The sequence below is a fragment of the Microbispora sp. H10836 genome, assembly GCF_012999525.1.
Taxonomy (GTDB): domain Bacteria; phylum Actinomycetota; class Actinomycetes; order Streptosporangiales; family Streptosporangiaceae; genus Microbispora.
In genome coordinates this window covers 78,874-96,527 of record NZ_JABBWU010000020.1, presented here as the reverse complement: position 1 = coordinate 96,527, position 17,654 = coordinate 78,874, and the positions used below count along the sequence as shown (strand labels likewise).

Sequence of the window (17,654 nt, the reverse complement as noted above, 5' to 3'; positions counted from 1 at the left end):
GATCGACGCCGCCAGTGGGACCGGGCCGGACAATGCCCCGGCCCTGACCCGGCCGGCGGACCGGTCACCGCCCGGCCGAAGCCGATGAGCAGGGCGTAAGGCCTCAGCCCCGCGTGCTCTCGTCGCTCAGCTCGTTCAGCGGGAGCAGCGCGGCCGAGGCCTCGTCGTGATCCATCCCGGTCGCCTCAAGCAGGTCGACGGCGATGGAGCGCAGCTGCGCGATGATGACGTTCGCCGAGAAGCCCAGGTTCTTGGGCCGCTCCCGTGCGGCGACGGCGAGCAGCGCCTGCCTGGCCAGCATCGGTTCGCGCCCGGCCCCCAGTTCGAGCTGGAGCAGCAGCGCCGCCTCCGAGACTTCGCGCAGCACCTCGGCCAGCGCGACCGGCGGCGGGCTGGGCTCCCCCATCGCCGCGAGCGTGCGGCGGACCAGCACCCGCGCGTTGCGCAGCGCCAGGTCCACCGGCACGGCGGCGGTCTGATATCCGGCCAGCCTGGCCCGGTGATGCCAGCGCAGCGGCGAGATCCTGATGATCTCCTTGCTGTTCTCCAGCGCCGCCGCGAACTCCTCGACCGCGGTCTGGGTCCTGCGTCCGCACTCCAGTGCCTCTGCGGCCAGGTCCGCATCGCCCTTCTCGATCGCCTCCGCCGCCTGTTCCAGCACTGTGGAGAAGGCGTCCAGCACGCCGGACAGATGTTTGCCCGCGATGGTGAGGGGGCTGGCGGGCAGCAGGGCGACCGCGACGATGCCGACGATGCCGCCGGTGAGCGCGTCGGCCATCCGGTCCAGCCCGCCGACGTCCGCGCCCGGCACCAGCATGGCGACCAGCACCGCTGACGATCCGACCTGCGACACGAACAGCTCGCTGCTGTTCAACAGCCACGCGACGGTCATCGCCAGCGCGATCACGAGCGCCAGCTGCCAGGGGCCCGAGCCGATCCAGGACACCAGCAGGTCGCCGACGCCCACACCCAGGCTGACGCCGACCACCAGCTCGGCCAGCCTGCGCAGCCGCTGGCCGAGCCCTATGCCCACGCAGATCATCACAGAGATGGGCGCGAAGAGAGGGTGCGCGTGGCCGAGCAGATGCACGGCGACGAGCCAGGCCAGCGCGGCGCCCACGGCGCACTGCGCGATGGAGGGCCCGATCAGATTGAACGTGCCCAGCCGTTTCCTCACCTGATCACCGAGCCACGTTCGCACTCCTCCCACGATGGCGGATCTTTATGACATTGGGATCACATTTGCCCCAGATTCTTCTGATTCGGCCCGTTCGGCGGAGATCAAAATGCCCCCGGCCTCCTGCCCGCCGAGCACCGGCGCAACAGTGATCACCACCGAGAAGCAGAGAACCCCGCCTGCCCATCATGGGAGGCGGGGTTCTCGCTGCTCAGCGGTTAGTCGCGGAGTCGGCGGGCCGGAGACCCGCTCGGGTACGGGATGGGATCACCCGGTTTTCGCCGGGCTTGCCGGCATCTGCGAGCCGATCAGGAGGAGTGCCGGCCGACGACAAGGCGGCCGGGCCGATAGCGGACGAAGGCGGCCCCGCCGAGGTTCAGCGACAGAGCGGAGCGCTGCAGGGCGGCGGGTTCGGCGACGTCGCCCCAGCGGCCGGTCGTGACCCGCCTGTCGATCGCCCGCACACCCGCGACGATCTCCGCGGTGGTGAAGGCGCAGTGGCCCTGGCGCGCGACGTACGCCTGCCGGAGCAGCCGGTCGTCGCCGGCCGCCCGGACCCGTTCGGCGAACGCCGCCTCCTGCTGCACCGGGACGAGTTCGTCGGCGATGGTGTGCAGGTTGAGCAGCGGCACCGCGAGGCTCTGACCGGCGGTGGAGGACGCCTGCAGCCTGCGCCGCGCCCCCGGGTCGGCGCGCAGGTTGGCACCACGGGTCAGGGTGGTCAGGTCGGCGCGCAGGTCGAGGCCGGCCTTGCGATACAGCGCCCGCACCTGGCCGGCGTGCTCGGAGTCGCGCAGCAGTGCCGCGTAGTCGAGCCCGGCGTTCCAGGACGTGTTGCCCCCAGCGGACTGCTCGATGGACCAGCGGCCGTGCTCGATGAACCCCAGCACCCCTTGGGAGAGCCAGGCGAACTGCTGGGCCTCCTGCCCCTCGGGATCGTTGGCCGCCGGCGGGTCCTGGCCGGGTGCCCAGTCGCTCTGGTTGAGATAGGCGGCGGCGAGCGCGATCCTGGCCCGTCCCTGCGGGGTGGCCTGCGCGGCGATCACGGCGTCGGTCAGCCGCTGCGCCGTCGCGGCGGCGTCCGCGGCGTCGGCGAACCCGGTGAGCCGCACGTCCTGGCCGGGCATCAGCAGCGAGGCGATCGTGTACTCGGCGTCGTACTGGTAGTCGTCCAGGTCGACGCCCCCCGCGACGAGGCTGCACAGCCCGAGGGCCCCGTCGACGCGGCCGGCTCCGTCGCGGGCGATCTGGGCGTTGACCAGGCCGCCCATGGACAGCCCGACCGACAGGGTGCGGGACGGCCGGCCGACCGTACGGGCGAAGGCGTCGAGGGTGGCGAACTGGTCGCGTTCGGCGCTGTTCAGCGCCCACCACGAGCCCTGCGGGTCGAACGAGGAACCGGCGAGCGCGTAACCCTCCGAGAGAAGGGCCGTACGGGCCTCGTCGGAAGGTGCGTTCTGCGCGACGGCCGGACCATAGCCGTGGCTGAACAGCAGGAGCGTGCCGTTCCAGTCGGCGGGCACGTCGGCGATCCAGGTGGCGCCGTCGGCGAGGGTGCCGGACAGGTGCGAGGGGATGGTGGCGGCCGCAGCGGTGGTGCCGGTCCGAGTGTCCGTCGCGGCCCCGGCGGTTCCGGTCAGGGTGGCCGCAGCGAGGGCGAGAGAGCCGACCACGGCGACGGGGATGCGAAGGAGGCGTCGAGGCACGAAAGAGCTCCGTTCCCGGGAAGGAGAGTGTCCTGTGAACGCGGAACCCCCCGAAACTAGGGCAGTATTTTGACTACCGTCAAGAGCATGCCGAATGTCCGTTGCCCCGAGGAGAACGGCCGGCGACCCCGCATCAGGCCCCTCACGTACAGCGACGGAACAAGATCGCACACAGGTCCGAAAGCAGACATGACAAACCCCGCCTGCCCAGTACGGCAGACGGGGTTTTCGCATGTCAGGGGTTACTTGAGGAGCTGGCGGGCCATGACCATGCGCTGGATCTGGTTGGTGCCCTCGTAGATCTGGGTGATCTTGGCGTCGCGCATCATGCGCTCGACCGGGAACTCGCGCGTGTAGCCGTACCCGCCGAGGAGCTGGACGGCGTCGACGGTGATCTCCATGGCGGCGTCGGAGGCGGCGCACTTGGCGGCGCTGGAGAAGAACGTCAGGTCCTTGACCGGGGTGCCGTTCATGGCCAGCTCCGACTTGGCCGCGGCGGCGTAGGTGAGCTGCCGGGCCGCCTCCAGCTTCATGGCCATGTCGGCGAGCATGAACTGCAGGCCCTGGAAGTCGGCGATCGGCTTGCCGAACTGCTTGCGCTCCTTGACATATCCGATCGCGTAGTCGAGCGCGCCCTGGGCGATGCCGAGCGCCTGCGCGGCGATCGTGACGCGGGTGTGGTCGAGCGTGGCCAGCGCGGTCTTGAACCCCGTCCCCGGCTCGCCGACCATCCGCGAGGCCGGGATGCGGACGTCCTCCAGGATGACCTGGCGGGTGGGCGAGCCCTTGATGCCCAGCTTCTTCTCCTTGGCACCGAACGACACGCCCTCGTCGTCCTTCTCCACCACGAACGCCGAGATGCCCCGGGCGCCGGCCGAGGGGTCGGTCACGGCCATGACCGTGTAGTACTCCGACACGCCCGCGTTGGTGATCCACATCTTGGTGCCGTTGAGCACGTAGTGGTCGCCGTCACGCTCGGCCCTGGTCTTCATCGAGGCGGCGTCCGAGCCCGCCTCCGGCTCGCTCAGGGCGTAGGAGAACATGGCCTCCCCGCGCGCGACCGGCGTCAGGTAGCGCTGCTTGAGCTCCTCGGACGCCGACAGCAGCAGGGGGACGGTGCCCAGCTTGTTGACGGCGGGTATGAGAGAGGACGAGGCGCACGCGCGGGCGACCTCCTCGATCACGATCACGGTCGCGAGCGCGTCCGCACCCGCCCCGCCGTACGCCTCGGGGATGTGGACGGCCTGCAGGTCGGCCGCGACGAGGTCCTTGTAGACCTCCCAGGGGAACTCCTCGTTCTCGTCGGCCGCCGCGGCACGCGGGGCGATCTTCTCGTCGGCGAGGGCCCGGACCGTCTCGCGGAGCATGTCGTGCTCCTCAGCGGGCGCGTAGAGAGGGAAGCTCATAGCGCGATACTAGGACGTCCGACTAGAAAGTTACCAGTCAGTACGGCAGCGTCCTTGACAGAACTCCCTGACTGGGAGGGAGAACCGGGCCGCCTGGCGTCGACCGGGCGGGCCGAGAGCCGTACCGTGGGGCCAAGGCGCCGGTTTGCCCAGGTGGCTCACAGGGCAGTTGAGTGGGCCGGTACCATGCCAGATCACAAAGAGTCGGTAAGAGGGGAGCATGCCGTGCCGTACCGCCTCACTGTGCTGGGGACCGGATACCTGGGTGCTACGCACGCGGCGTGCATGGCCGAACTGGGCTTCGAAGTGCTCGGTCTGGATGTGGACCAGAGCAAGGTCGAACGGCTGCAGCGCGGTGAGCTGCCGATCCACGAACCCGGCCTTGAGGAGCTCCTCCGCCGCAACCTCGACTCGGGCAGGCTGCGCTTCACCACCTCGTACGAGGAGGCGGCGCGGTTCGGCGACGTCCACTTCATCTGCGTGGGCACTCCCCAGAAGAAGGGCGGGTACGCCGCCGACGTCTCCTACCTCGACGCGGTCGTCGAGTCGCTGGCCCCCTACCTCGACCGCGAGTGCCTGGTCGTGGGCAAGTCCACGGTGCCGGTCGGCACCGCCGAGCGCCTCGCGGACAAGCTCGTACGGCTCTCGCCCGCCGGCATGCAGGTCGAGCTGGCCTGGAACCCCGAGTTCCTGCGTGAGGGCTTCGCGGTGCAGGACACGCTCCGCCCCGACCGGATCGTCCTCGGGGTCGCCTCCGAGCGGGCTGAGAAAGTGCTGCGGGACGTCTACGCGCCCCTGGGCGAGGTCCCGATCGTGGTGACCGACTTCCCCACGGCCGAGCTGGTGAAGTCGGCCGCCAACGCGTTCCTGGCCACGAAGATCTCGTTCATCAACGCCATGGCCGAGGTCTGCGAGGCCGCCGGCGGCGACGTCACGCAGCTGGCGCAGGCGCTGTCGTACGACGAGCGGATCGGTGGCAGATACCTCAACCCCGGCCTCGGCTTCGGCGGCGGCTGCCTGCCGAAGGACATCAGGGCGTTCACGGCCAGGGCCGACGAGCTGGGCGCCGCGCAGGCGCTCGCCTTCCTCCGCGAGGTCGACGAGATCAACATGCGGCGCCGCAGCCGGACGGTCGACCTCACCCGCGACGTCCTGGGCGGGGCGTTCGACGGCCGCAGGGTCGCGGTGCTGGGAGCGGCGTTCAAACCCAACTCCGACGACATCCGCGACTCCCCGGCGCTCGACGTGGCCGTGAAGATCGCCGAGCAGGGCGGGCAGGTCACGGTCTACGACCCGGTCGCCCTGCCGAACGCGCGGGCGGCCCATCCCCACCTCGGGTACACCGAATCGGCCATGGAGGCCGCCCGGGGGGCCGAGGTCGTGCTGCTGCTCACCGAGTGGCCGGAGTTCGTCGCCCTCGACCCCGAGGAGCTGGGAGCGGCCGTCGCGGCGCGCGTCGTCATCGACGGCCGCAACGCGCTCGACTCGGAGACCTGGCGGGACGCCGGCTGGGACTACCACGCCCTCGGCCGCCCCTGATCCCCCCGCGTTCCGTCAGGAGCCGTTCCCGCAGGTCACCTCGCGACGGGTCGCTGACCGCGCCTGGCCCGGTCTACTGGCCGAGCTGGGCCGCCTCGGCGCGCAGCCGCTCGCCCTTGGCGTGCGCCTGGTCCCGGAGGGCGGCCTGGAACTCCTCCATCCGCCGCCGCAGCCCCTCGTCCGACGCCGCCAGGATCCGTACGGCGAGCAGTCCCGCGTTGCGGGCTCCGCCTACGGCGACGGTCGCCACGGGCACCCCGGCCGGCATCTGGACGATCGACAGCAGCGAGTCCATGCCGTCCAGATATTTGAGCGGCACCGGGACTCCGATCACGGGCAGCGGGGTGACCGAGGCCAGCATGCCCGGCAGGTGCGCGGCGCCGCCCGCACCCGCGATGATCACCTTCAGCCCGCGACCGGCGGCGCGGGAGCCGTACTCGATCATCTCCGCGGGCATGCGGTGCGCCGACACCACGTCGGCCTCGAAGGACACGCCGAACTCCGCGACCGCCTCGGCGGCCTGACGCATCACCGGCCAGTCCGAGTCGCTCCCCATGACGATCCCGACGTCAGGCATCGGCGGGTCCTTTCAGGCAGGTGACGGCGTGGCGAGCGCGGGCCCGCACCTCGTCCAGGTCGGTCCCGAGGGCGGTGACGTGCCCGATCTTGCGGCCGGGCCGGACGTCCTTGCCGTAGAAGTGGATCTTGATGCCCGGGTCGTTGGCCATCACGTGCTCGTACCGGGAGTACACGTCGGGGTCGGCTCCGCCGAGCAGGTTGGCCATGACGACGACCGGCGCGGTCATCGACGGCGACCCGAGCGGCAGGTCGAGCACGGCCCGCAGGTGCTGCTCGAACTGCGAGGTGCGGGCGCCCTCGATCGTCCAGTGGCCGCTGTTGTGCGGGCGCATGGCCAGCTCGTTTACGATGAGCCCGGTTTTCGTGACGAACATCTCGACCGCGAGCAGCCCGGTCACGCCGAGGTCGCGGGCGATCGTGAGCGCGACGCGCTGGGCGTCGGCCGCCTCCTCCTCGCTCATGTCCGGCGCGGGCGCGATGACCTCGACGCAGATGCCGTCCTCTTGGACCGTCTCGACCACGGGATAGCTGACGCCCTGACCGTGCGGGGACCGGGCGACCAGCACGGCGACCTCCCGCTCGAACGGGACGAACGCCTCGGCCAGCATCTCGACACCGGTGGCGAGCGCCTCGCGCGCCTCCTCGGGCGAGGCGCAGACCCACACGCCTCGGCCGTCGTAGCCGCCGCGTACGGCCTTCAGCACCACCGGCCAGCCGTGCTCCCCGGCGAACGCCTCGACGCCGGCCACGTCGCTCACCCGGGCCCAGGCCGGGCAGGGCGCGCCGATCGCGGTGAGCCGCTCCCGCATGACCGCCTTGTCCTGCGCGTGGACCAGGGCGTCGGCCCCGGGGTGCACGGCGAGCCCGTCGGCGGCCAGAGCCCGGATGTGCTCGGTCGGCACGTGCTCGTGGTCGAAGGTGACGGCGTCGCACCCCTTGGCGAACTCCCGGAGGTCGGCCAGGTCGCGGTAGTCGCCGAGCCGGGTGTCCACGATCACCTTGGCGGCGCTCTCGTCACGGGTGTTCGCGAGCACGCGCAGGTCGACGCCGAGCGCGATGGCCGCCTGCTGCGTCATCCTCGCGAGCTGGCCCGCGCCGACCATGCCCACCACGGGCGCGGTCACGGGCTTCGAAGGGGGAACGTTCGGGCTGTTCACGACACGTCAGCCTACCTATTGCGCGCGAAGAACCGTCAGCCGGAGCCCTCGGCGAGATCGGCGAGGACCCGCCGCATGCCGACCGTCGTCATCGTGTTGTCCTTCGCCACCTTGGTGGCCAGCACGAGGATCTCACTGCCGGTGACGGACTTGGGCGTGCCGCCCGTGAAGGCGCGTACGTCCGCGGCGCGATAGCGGGGGTGCGCCAGGGAGGAACGGCCGGAGCCGGGCTTCTGGGCGAAGACGACGCGCAGCGCGTGGAACACCAGCGACCCGCCGCCGGGCAGCGCGAGCGCGCGGGCCGGTCCCTCGATGCGCACGTCCGTGGACAGGTGATCGGGGCGAACCCTGCCGGGGGCGCCGACCAGTTCCGTGAGAAGGCCGCGCATGGGGTCGCCGGAGGCGAAGCGCACCCCGCTGACCCCCTTTCCGTTCACCCCCGCGGGATCGGTCAGGAAGGCCACGTGCCGGGTGGGCGCGAGCCGCGCGCCGACGGCCGCGTCCGGGTCGGCCGAGGCGTCGGTCACCTCGCCCTCCACGCCGCCCTCCACTTCGGGCGCCTTCCCCACGACCGGGATCGGTCCGGCGTCGAGCCGCCATCGGCCGTCCGCCCGGACGAAGATCAGGTAGACAGGTTTGGGCTTTTTGGCGAGTACGGCGAACCAGGCGCCGCCCTCGCCGTCCTGCCGGGCGGGCAGCAGGAACTCCGGATCCCGGTAGGCGGGCAGACCGGGCACGGCGAGGCCCTCGCGCGCGGCCGCGCAGACGCGGCCGCCGATGGTGCTCTCCACGCCGGTCGTCAGGTGCTCGATCTTGGCGCAGTCCTGGTCCCGCAAGGCGCCGGCGAGATCGCCGAGGCCGTCGAAGGCCGCCTGCGCCTCGGCCATGGTGATCTCGACGGTCGCCGGGGACGTGTCACCGGGGCCGGCCGGGGTCTCGCGCACGCCCTCGGTCCCACACCCCGCGAGCAGGACGAGGCCGAGACCGAGGGTCGTGATTTTCCGCAACACGATGAAAGGCCACCCCTCCAGACCGCGCGCGCCCCCGAGCGAAGTGATCCTGATTGGGCGAGAGCGTAGTGCGAAGACCGCCCGGTCATCCCAGATAGCAGGATTTTTCTTGAAATGTTCTTTGGTGACCTGGGGCGAAGCGGGCCAAGGTTGCGGCAAGACCCCGATTTGTGCCTCCTACCGGTAGCCTGAGAAGACCTCGCCGCCGACCGTGGCCGCCGAACAGGAAGGACCGTGCGGGACGTGCAGTTTCTTCGAAGCGCCTACGAGCGGTTCGCCGCGCTCATCCACGAGTTGATCAAGTTCGGCCTGGTGGGCGCGATCGCGTTCGTCATCGACTTCGGCGGCACCAACCTGCTGCGGTTCGGCGTCGGCCTGGGTCCGCTGTCTTCGAAGGTCTTCGCCACGATCGTCGCCGCCTCGTTCGCGTACATGGGCAACCGCTTCTGGACCTACCGCCATCGGGAGCAGAGCGGCCTGGCGCGCGAGTACGTGCTGTTCTTCGTGCTGAACGGCATCGGACTGCTGCCCCCGCTGCTCACCATCGGCTTCGTGACGTACTCGCTGGGCCTGCACGACGCGCTGAGCTACAACATCGCCCAGTTCGTCGGCATCGGGTTGGGCACGTTGTTCCGCTTCTGGTCCTACAAGAAGTGGGTGTTCCTGGCGGCCCCTCAACTGGCCGAGGAAAGCGTGGAGGGGGCCGGCGTACGGCCCCACCCCGAGGTGAAGGCCCAGGTCGACCCCCTCGCCACCCGCTGAAATCCCGTCACGCGGGACCGCTCACCACTCGGTGACGGTCGTTGTCGCGGGTGTGCCGTAAGAAGATGGCGAAGGTCGCCGGGCGGCGCTTGACGAGCTCCAGCCGCCCGCCGTCGGCCGCGACCAGCGCGCGGGCGAGGGTGAGCCCCAGGCCCGTGCCGCCTCCTCCGCTCACGCTCCGCTCGAACACCCGGTGGCCGAGGGCCTCCGGGATGCCCGGGCCCTCGTCGGCCACCTCGATCACCACAGACCTGCCCGTACTCGATGTGTTGATCGTCAGCACGCCGTCGCCGTGCTTGAGGGAGTTCTCCAGCAGGGTGGACAGCACCTGGCTGAGCCCGCCGGTCGTGCCGAGGGCGCGCAGGCCGCGGTCGCCCGCGAGCACCAGCGACCTGTGGGCCCGGCGGAACGCGGGCTCCCACTCGACGATCTGCTGCCCCACCACGTCGTCCACGTCGATCGGCTCCGCCTGGGCGTGCCGCTGCCTGCGGGCGGCGGCCAGCAGCTCGTCGATCACCGCGGTCAGCCGCTCGACCTGCACCACCGCCGCCTCGCCCTCCTCGCGGACCACCTCGGGCTGGTCGGCCGCCGCGACGATCTCCTCCAGGCGCATGCTCAGCCCGGTCAGCGGCGTACGCAGCTGATGGGAGGCGTCGGTCGCGAACTCGCGCTCCCGCGCGAGCAGGTCGGAGATCCGCAGCGCGCTCCGGTCCAGCACCTCGGCCACGAGATCCAGCTCCGGGATGCCGTAGCGGTGCCTGCTCGGCCTGGCGTCGCCCGAGCCCAGCCGCTCCGCGATCCTGGTGAGATCTTGGAGCGGCAGGCTCAGGCGACGCGAGGTGACGGTGGCCAGCCCGATCGCGGCCCCGAGGGCCACGACGGCGAGCGCCATGATGAGCACCAGCCGCGCCTGGGTGTCCTGTTGGATCTGGGCCGCGTCACGGCTGACGCGTACGTATCCGTTCTCGGAACGCGCCTCCTCGGTCAGGTCGCGGCCCGCCAGAGGAGGCGCACCCACGACGATCGGCGGGTTCCCGCGGACGAACACCTGGAGGTACCGGTCCGGGTAGTTCCGCGCGAGCTGGTCGGGACTGATCTCCTGCCGCTGGCTGACGGAGTACTCCACTCCGAGCAGCAGCCGGTTCGCGTCCGTCCTGAGCTCCTGGGCGACCTCGTCGTTGATCAAGCGCACGACGACCACGCCCAGGGGCACGCCTAACAGCAGTACCGCGATGACCGCGACGAGCAGCATGGAGGAAAGCAGGCGCCGGCGCACGTGCTAGCCCCTCCCCCGCAACCGCCCCACGGCGGCTACTCGCGCTCGAAACGGAAGCCGACCCCTCGGACTGTCGTTATGTATCGCGGCTTGGCCGCGTCGTCGCCGAGCTTGCGGCGCAGCCACGAGATGTGCATGTCGAGTGTCTTCGTCGACCCCCACCAGTTCGTGTCCCACACCTCGCGCATGATCTGCTCGCGGGTGACGACCTTGCCGGCGTCCCGTACGAGCACGCGCAGCAAATCGAACTCCTTGGTGGTCAGGTGCAGTTCCTTGTCTCCCATCCAGGCCCGGCGCGAGTCGGCGTCGATGCGGACGCCTTGCACCACCGGGGTCTCCGATGTTCCGCGCCGGAGCAGGGCCCGCACGCGGGCGAGCAACTCCGCCAGGCGGAACGGCTTGGTCACGTAGTCGTCGGCCCCGGCATCGAGACCGACGACGGTGTCGACTTCGTCGACGCGCGCGGTGAGGATCAGGACCGGAGTCCCGTGCCCCTCCGCGCGAATGCGGCGCGCGACCTCCAGCCCATCCATCTCTGGAAGGCCGAGGTCGAGAACAATCAGGTCGACGCCCCCCGACAAGGCCCTCTCCAGGGCCTGCGGGCCATCCGGGCTCACCTCCACCTGATAGCCCTCCCGGCGCAGGGCACGCGCCAGCGGCTCGGATATCGAGGTGTCATCCTCGGCGAGAAGTACGCAGGTCATGGTGCGATCGTAGGACCTTGTGCGATCGTTTCCCGGCTACAGCGCGCCTTTTGACTTGTCGTTGACCCATCAATTGACCTGGGCAAACACTGATAAATCCGGGATAGTCAGCACGCAAGCGACGCGATCTTCTACCCTATTCTCAACCATTTAGAACATCGTCGCAGGAAACCGGATGAGGGTACGAAAAACGCCCGCCGAAACGATGACGACGGGCGTTGTCCATCTGAATTCCCGTGAAGCCCCGGGAACGACGGTGGTTCAGGAGGACGACGGCGGCTCCGCGTACCGCTGCAGGTACAGCTGTTCGCCCAGGCTCTCCAGAAGGCCGAGCTCGGTCTCCAGATAGTCGATGTGGTGCTCCTCGTCGGCCAGGATGTGCTCGAAGAGCGTCGCCGAGGTGACGTCTCCCCGCTCCCGCATGAGGGCGATCCCCGGCCGCAGCCGCTTGACCACGCCCAGCTCCAGCTCAAGGTCCGCTTCCAGCTGCTCCCTGACGGTCTGGCCGATGTGCAGGGTGTTGAGCTTCTGGTAGTTCGGCAGACCCTCCAGGAACAGAATCCGGTCGGTGAGTTCCTCCGCGTGCCGCATCTCGTCGATGGACTCCGCCCGCGTGAGGGCGGCGAGCTTCGTATATCCCCAGTTCTCCTGCAGCTTCGCGTGCAGGAAGTACTGGTTGATGGCGGTCAGCTCGGAGGTGAGCTGCTCGTTGAGCAGCGCGATGATCTCTTTGTCGCCCTGCATAAGCTTCCTCGATCTATGCGCTGGTTACCAGGTCCTCTGACCGTTTCAGGATCGCACAGATCTTCCGGACACAAGACGCGCAGTCCCCCCCTGCCCCCGTGGCATCCCGCACCTGGCGAGCCGTCCTCGCCCCGTCGGCGATGCAGTCGTGCACCTCGCTCTCGGTGACGGCGCGGCAGATGCAGACGTACATGGGTCGCCTCTCAGGGATCTTCAGGAAGGTTAGGCATACCTAAGATAACTCACTTTGGTAAGGCTTGCCTATGTGACCCGGAGCACAAAAAGGGCGGCGCCGCTCCACGCGGCACCGCCCCCTTCGAACCGGCCCCTTCGGGACCGGCTCCCTCGGAAACCGATCAGAGCACCACGACGGACCGCAGTACCTCCCCGCGGTGCATCTTGCCGAAGGCCTCCTCGACCTGGTCGAGGCCGATGGTCTCGGTGACGAACCCGTCGAGGTCGAGCCGACCCTGCAGGTAGAGGTCGATCAGCATGGGGAAGTCCCGGCTGGGCAGGCAGTCGCCGTACCAGGAGGACTTGAGCGCTCCGCCGCGGCCGAAGACGTCGAGCAGCGGCAGTTCGAGCTGCATCTCCGGGGTCGGCACGCCGACCAGCACGACCGTCCCGGCGAGGTCGCGGGCGTAGAAGGCCTGCTTGTACGTCTCGGGGCGGCCCACCGCCTCGATCACGACGTCCGCGCCGAACCCGCCGGTCAGGTCGCGGATCGCCTCCACCGCGTCGGTGTCCCGCGAGTTGACGGTGTGCGTGGCGCCGAAGCCGCGGGCCCAGTCGAGCTTGCGGTCGTCCACGTCGACCGCGACGATCGTCCGGGCTCCGGCGAGACGCGCACCCGCGATGGCCGCGTTGCCGACGCCGCCGCAGCCGATCACCGCGACCGTGTCGCCCCGTGTGACGCCGCCGGTGTTGATCGCGGCCCCGAGTCCGGCCATCACGCCGCAGCCGAGCAGGCCGGCGACGGCCGGCTTGGCCGCCGGGTTGACCTTCGTGCACTGCCCGGCCGCCACGAGGGTCTTCTCCAGGAAGGCCCCGATGCCGAGCGCCGGGCTGAGCGCGGTGCCGTCGGCCAGGGTCATCTTCTGCGCGGCGTTGTGGGTGCTGAAGCAGTACCACGGCCGGCCACGCAGGCAGGCGCGGCACTGCCCGCACACCGCCCGCCAGTTCAGGATCACGTAGTCGCCGGGCTCGACCTCGGTCACGCCCTCGCCGACCGCCTCGACGACACCCGCGGCCTCGTGGCCGAGCAGGAACGGGAAGTCGTCGTTGATGCCGCCCTCCCGGTAGTGGAGGTCGGTGTGGCAGACGCCGCAGGCCTGCACGTTGACGACCGCCTCGCCGGGCCCCGGGTCCGGCACGACGACCGTCTCCAGCGTCACCGCCTCTCCCTTGCCGCGCGCCACCACGCCCTGGACTTCGTACGGCATGTCCTGCACCTCAACTCTCTCGGCTGGATCTCCTCAGAACATACGGCTCCACCACGCCGAGCCCGCGCGCGGGACGGCGGCGGAGTTTGACCAGGTCGACGCCGGACGCCCCGGCGAGGCCCGCGGCCAGCTCGCTGTCGGCCAGGATCGTTCCCGGCCGCGCGATGGCCGTCAGCCGCGCCGCCAGGTTGACCGTCGTGCCGAACACGTCACCCATGGCCGGCAGCACCGGCCCGTACGCCAGCCCGACCCGCACGTCCGGCCCCTCGGCGTCCCGCTTGAGCTCGTCGAGCAGGTCGAGCGCGATGAGGGCCGCGGTCCGCGGGTCGGCGGCGGTGAAGAGCACCTCGTCGCCGAGCGTCTTGACCAGCCGCCCGTCGTGCGCCGCGATCACGTCGGAGGCCCGCGACTCGAACCCCTCGACCAGGTCGGCCAGCGCCAGCTCGTCCAGCTCGCGCGACACGCGGGTGAAGGCGACGAGGTCGGCGAACCCGACGGCGAGCCTCGGACGGGTCGGCGAGACGTCCTCGCCGGGCTCGGCCAGGGAGACCAGCCGGCTCGCGGTCGCGGCGAGCTGGGAGCGCCAGACGTGCACCAGCGTCTGCTCGAAGTCCGGCAGCAGGCGGCTGACCGTGTCCATCACCTGCCGCAGCGCGTCCTCCCCCGCCCTCGCGCCGGGCTCGATCAGCGCGTCGACCATGATCTCGGCCTGCCACTGGGCGAGGCGCGCGGTCGTACGGCCGAGGGCCCGGGCCATGCGGATCACGGTCCGCTCGTCGAGCATCTCCGCGTCGAGCAGGTCGCGGATGCGGTGCAGGGCCGCCAGGTCGGCCTCGGTGAACGCGACGGCCTCGTCGGCGAACGTGGCGAAGCCGAGGGCCCGCCAGATCCGCGCCGCCAGGTCCTGCGGGATGCCGGCCGCCTCGGCCACCTGCCGTCGCGTGTAGGCCGGCGGCGGCCCCAGGAACAACCGCCGCATGTCATCGGCGCCGGGGCGCCCCCCTGTGTCCACGTCCCCCTCCCCCGTGTCCGTCTCGTCCGGGCTCGCTTCGCCGGGCGGCCCGTGGGCCGCGCCGCGCTCAGTCCCCGTCGATGTTCCCGTCCGCGGCGTCCTCCACCAGCCGGAACAGCTCGTGCCGTACGCGCTGGATCTGGGGGATGTCCCGGTAGTCGATGTCGCCCTTCTCCGACGCCGACTCGACCCGGAGCGTGCCGCAGCCGAGAATGCGCTCAATGAGCCGCTGGTCGGAGCTCACGCTGCTGACCTTGGCCAGCGGGATGTCGTCCTCCGACTTGTTCAGCACCCCCGTGCTGATCGCGAAGCGGTGGGAGGTCAGCGTGTAGGAGGTCGTCACCCAGCGCAGGTAGGGAATGAGCGTCCACAGGACCAGCGCCACGAAGGCGACCACGGCCACCGTGCCGCGGGCGTACCCCGCGTACTCGTAGTCGCCGGGGATGAAGACGAAGGCCGCGACGGCGGCGGCGAGCACGACGAGGAGGGCGAGGAACGGCAGGATCAGCCGCTTCCAGTGCGGATGGAACGATAGAACGATCCGCTCGCCGTCGGCCAGGTATTGATCAGGGAGACCCATGGCGCAAATCGTGACACGATCGCCGGTGGATTGCATGCGTTGGGAGTGTCTGACAAATGCTGCCCGTCGCGAGCGTGGATCCAGGTGGATGCATCGCAAGGCGGAGGAGGAGGCCGGAGCGGAGCCTCCGGCCGACGACGACAACGCGGCGAGGCGCCGCCTGGGCCACGCGCAGCAGGGCCATGATTTGTCAGGCACGACCTTAGGTCAGCCCGCGGCGCCGTTCTCCCCGGACGTGTCACGGCGGACGTGGACGACGTCGCCCGCACTGAGCGCGTGGTCTCCGTCCTGACCGCGTACGAGCAGATGACCGGACGCGTCGACGCCGGTCGCGAGGCCGGTCAGCACCCGTTCGCCGGGCAGCTCGACCCTGACCTCCTGCCCCACGGTGGACGACCAGGCGAGGTAGGCGGCACGCAGGCCCGAGGCGTCCGGGTCGCCGTCGGCGGCCACCCAGTCGCGGTAGTGCGACTCGACCTCCCGCAGGATCGCGCGCAGCAGCGGGTCGCGGTCGGTGCAGGCGGCGTCCTCGATCGCGAGGGACGTGGCCCGGTCCACGGGCAGTTCCTCCCGCCGCAGCGAGACGTTGAGCCCCATGCCGACGACCACCGCGCGGTCGACCCGCTCGGCCAGGATGCCGGCGAGCTTGCGCTCCCCCACCATCAGGTCGTTGGGCCACTTGAGCCGCACGTCGACCTCCGCGATCCGCCGTACGGCCGAGGCGGCGGCGAGGCCGACCAGCAGCGCCAGCCAGCCCTGCCGGGCGAGCGGCACCTCCGGCCGCAGCAGCATCGAGAATGTCAGCCCCGAGCGCGTCGGCGCGGTCCACGGCCGCCCGAGCCTGCCCCGGCCGGCCTCCTGCGCCTCCGCGACCAGCACGGCGCCCTCGGCCGGGCTCTCGCGCACGGTCCTGGCCAGGTCGGCGTTGGTGGAGCCGGTCCGCTCGACGACGCGTACGGACGACCACAGCGAGCCGGGGCGCACCAGCGCCCTGGTCAGCGCGGTCTCCGACAGCGGAGGACGGTCGAGATCGGCGTACGGCGAGTTGGGCACCCGATCAGGCTATCGGCCCCCGGGCCTGCTCCGCCGCGCGCCGTCCGTCCACCGCGCGCACGCGCCGGAGCCGGGCGGCGAGCCGGGGTCCGTTTCCGCGCGCCGGCTCATTGGGCGTCCCGCATGCCCGCCGGGGCCCGCCACCAGGGGCCGCCGCGCTCGTCGGCCAGGCGCAGCGCCTCGGCGGCGACCTGCTCGGGAGGGATGTCGAGGCAGTCGAGGGCGAAGGGACAGGCGAACTGGCGGCAGGGCGAGCACGCCGTGGGCACCGTGAGGATCGAGGCCGGGCCGAACCGCGGCCGGTACTGCTCCACCTGCTCGGTGCCGGCGAACAGCACGACCACGGGCGTGCCGAGCGCGCTGGCCAGATGCGCCCCGCCGCTGTTGTTGCACACGACCACGTCGACGGCGTCGATGAGCGCCGCCAGGACCGGCACGTCGAGCCGGCCCGGCAGCAGGAGCGCGCCGGGCACGCCGGCGCCGGTGAGCTCGACGAGCGGCCTCTCCCTGGCCGTGCCCGCCACGACGACCCGCAGCCCCGCGGCGGTGAGCAGCCCGGCCACCCGGGCGAACCGGTCGGCCGGGTACCGCCGCGCGGAGCAGGAGGCCCCGGGGAGGATCAGCGCGCACGGCCGCCTCCCCCGGCCGTCCCCATGACCGCGGCCGTCCCCATGACCGCGGCCGTCCCCGTGACCGTCCCCGGCCGACCGGCCGCCCGCGGCGGCGCCGAGCAGGCGGCGGGCCGTACGGGCCGCCTCCGCGGGCACGCGCACGCGCAGCCTGCCCTCGACCGGGGGGACACCCGCCCGTTCGAGCAGGTGCAGCGCGCGATCCACCTGGTGGATCTCGTCCGGCGGTGACGGCACCCAGTGGGTCAGCCCCGCCCCGCCGAACTCCTTGGACATGCCGACCCGTACGGGCACCCCGGCGAGCCGGCAGAGATACGCGGCCGGCCAGGGAGCCTGGGAGAACGAGGTCAGGATCACCGCCGCCTCGTAGCCGCCCCACCCGATCCGCTCGACGAGGTCCAGGTCGTCGGTGACCGGAACGTCCTGCCCGCCGGTCTTCTGCCAGGAGACCGAGGCCGTGAGCACGCCGTCGACCTCGGGGAGCAGCGCGGCCGCGGCGGCGCCGGCGGGGGCGGCCAGCAGGTCCAGCCGAGCCCGGGGAGCGGCCCGCCGAAGCGCCCGCAGCGCCGGGCCCGCCATCACGACGTCGCCGAGGTTGTCGGGGCGGATCACGAGCACGCGAGCGAGCTCCCGCCACGGGACCGGCGGGCCTGCGAGCGCCGCGGGATGCTCCATTTCCTGCGCGTACCCCCCCAAAAAGGCGCATAAAGCCCCACAAATGCATGGTTTGCCACGAAAGTCCCTCGGGCACCTTCCCAGGCGCCGCGGCCGGCCGCGAAGGCGCACTCATGCGGGGTGGGAGGGCGCCTTCTTCAGTGGAACCGGACGGAACGGCGGGGTCGTGGACGCACGGACACGACATCGCCGCGACAGGCGCG

At 71.2% G+C, this 17,654-nt stretch carries 17 protein-coding genes; 2 read left to right on the top strand and 15 right to left on the bottom strand.

Annotated features, from left to right (window positions below; all coding sequences use genetic code 11):
* Positions 1-103 precede the first annotated feature (103 nt).
* The 3 genes from HHX30_RS30720 to HHX30_RS30710 form a co-directional block, all read right to left on the bottom strand.
* Entirely contained in the window at positions 104-1,177 is a 1,074-nt protein-coding gene (locus tag HHX30_RS30720) for an FUSC family protein (protein WP_310741941.1), read from the bottom strand.
* 308 nt (positions 1,178-1,485) lie between these two features.
* Positions 1,486-2,883 (bottom strand): alpha/beta hydrolase, encoded by a 1,398-nt coding sequence (locus HHX30_RS30715; RefSeq protein WP_169986188.1) that lies wholly within the window; start codon positions 2,881-2,883, stop codon positions 1,486-1,488.
* A 242-nt stretch (positions 2,884-3,125) separates the two neighbouring features.
* Positions 3,126-4,289 carry an acyl-CoA dehydrogenase family protein gene (locus tag HHX30_RS30710; RefSeq protein WP_169986186.1) on the bottom strand — a complete coding sequence of 388 codons (1,164 nt, stop codon included), beginning with the start codon at positions 4,287-4,289 and terminating at the stop codon, positions 3,126-3,128.
* Between the two features lie 225 nt (positions 4,290-4,514).
* Between HHX30_RS30710 and HHX30_RS30705 the strand changes: the two genes are divergently transcribed.
* The gene (locus tag HHX30_RS30705) at positions 4,515-5,828 is read left to right on the top strand and encodes a UDP-glucose/GDP-mannose dehydrogenase family protein (RefSeq protein ID WP_169986184.1); all 1,314 of its coding nucleotides are present in this window, start codon (positions 4,515-4,517) and stop codon (positions 5,826-5,828) included.
* Between the two features lie 73 nt (positions 5,829-5,901).
* Here HHX30_RS30705 and purE read toward each other — a convergent pair whose 3' ends face one another.
* The 3 genes from purE to HHX30_RS30690 are packed head-to-tail and all read right to left on the bottom strand — an operon-like array spanning position 5,902 to position 8,574.
* Positions 5,902-6,405, bottom strand: a complete 504-nt coding sequence (gene purE, locus HHX30_RS30700; RefSeq protein ID WP_142616591.1) for a 5-(carboxyamino)imidazole ribonucleotide mutase — start codon at positions 6,403-6,405, stop codon at positions 5,902-5,904.
* The gene (locus tag HHX30_RS30695; protein WP_169986182.1) at positions 6,398-7,564 is read right to left on the bottom strand and encodes a 5-(carboxyamino)imidazole ribonucleotide synthase; all 1,167 of its coding nucleotides are present in this window, start codon (positions 7,562-7,564) and stop codon (positions 6,398-6,400) included. Before HHX30_RS30695 ends, purE begins: the two co-directional genes overlap by 8 nt.
* Before the next feature lie 35 nt (positions 7,565-7,599).
* On the bottom strand, positions 7,600-8,574 hold the full coding sequence (locus HHX30_RS30690) for a hypothetical protein (RefSeq protein ID WP_169986180.1): 975 nt from the start codon (positions 8,572-8,574) through the stop codon (positions 7,600-7,602).
* Between the two features lie 243 nt (positions 8,575-8,817).
* Between HHX30_RS30690 and HHX30_RS30685 the strand changes: the two genes are divergently transcribed.
* Entirely contained in the window at positions 8,818-9,336 is a 519-nt protein-coding gene (locus tag HHX30_RS30685) for a GtrA family protein (protein WP_169986178.1), read from the top strand.
* A gap of 7 nt (positions 9,337-9,343) precedes the next feature.
* Here HHX30_RS30685 and HHX30_RS30680 read toward each other — a convergent pair whose 3' ends face one another.
* From HHX30_RS30680 to HHX30_RS30640, 9 genes are all read right to left on the bottom strand, one after another.
* Positions 9,344-10,612 carry an ATP-binding protein gene (locus HHX30_RS30680; protein WP_169986176.1) on the bottom strand — a complete coding sequence of 423 codons (1,269 nt, stop codon included), beginning with the start codon at positions 10,610-10,612 and terminating at the stop codon, positions 9,344-9,346.
* 35 nt (positions 10,613-10,647) lie between these two features.
* Entirely contained in the window at positions 10,648-11,316 is a 669-nt protein-coding gene (locus tag HHX30_RS30675; RefSeq protein WP_030451323.1) for a response regulator transcription factor, read from the bottom strand.
* Positions 11,317-11,577: 261 nt separating this feature from the next.
* Positions 11,578-12,060 carry a bacterioferritin gene (bfr, locus tag HHX30_RS30670; RefSeq protein WP_169986174.1) on the bottom strand — a complete coding sequence of 161 codons (483 nt, stop codon included), beginning with the start codon at positions 12,058-12,060 and terminating at the stop codon, positions 11,578-11,580.
* 13 nt (positions 12,061-12,073) lie between these two features.
* Positions 12,074-12,253, bottom strand: coding sequence for a bacterioferritin-associated ferredoxin (locus HHX30_RS30665; RefSeq protein WP_142616586.1), 180 nt, complete (start codon positions 12,251-12,253; stop codon positions 12,074-12,076).
* A gap of 163 nt (positions 12,254-12,416) precedes the next feature.
* Entirely contained in the window at positions 12,417-13,502 is a 1,086-nt protein-coding gene (locus HHX30_RS30660) for an S-(hydroxymethyl)mycothiol dehydrogenase (protein WP_169986172.1), read from the bottom strand.
* 10 nt (positions 13,503-13,512) lie between these two features.
* On the bottom strand, positions 13,513-14,514 hold the full coding sequence (locus tag HHX30_RS30655) for an adenylate cyclase regulatory domain-containing protein (RefSeq protein WP_311922933.1): 1,002 nt from the start codon (positions 14,512-14,514) through the stop codon (positions 13,513-13,515).
* Between the two features lie 67 nt (positions 14,515-14,581).
* Positions 14,582-15,094: a PH domain-containing protein gene (locus tag HHX30_RS30650; protein WP_169986170.1), complete on the bottom strand. Its 513-nt coding sequence runs from the start codon at positions 15,092-15,094 to the stop codon at positions 14,582-14,584.
* 207 nt (positions 15,095-15,301) lie between these two features.
* Positions 15,302-16,147 (bottom strand): biotin--[acetyl-CoA-carboxylase] ligase, encoded by an 846-nt coding sequence (locus HHX30_RS30645; RefSeq protein ID WP_169986168.1) that lies wholly within the window; start codon positions 16,145-16,147, stop codon positions 15,302-15,304.
* Between the two features lie 107 nt (positions 16,148-16,254).
* Complete coding sequence (locus HHX30_RS30640; RefSeq protein ID WP_169986166.1) at positions 16,255-17,451, bottom strand: glycosyltransferase family 9 protein; 1,197 nt, start codon at positions 17,449-17,451, stop codon at positions 16,255-16,257.
* Positions 17,452-17,654 lie beyond the last annotated feature (203 nt).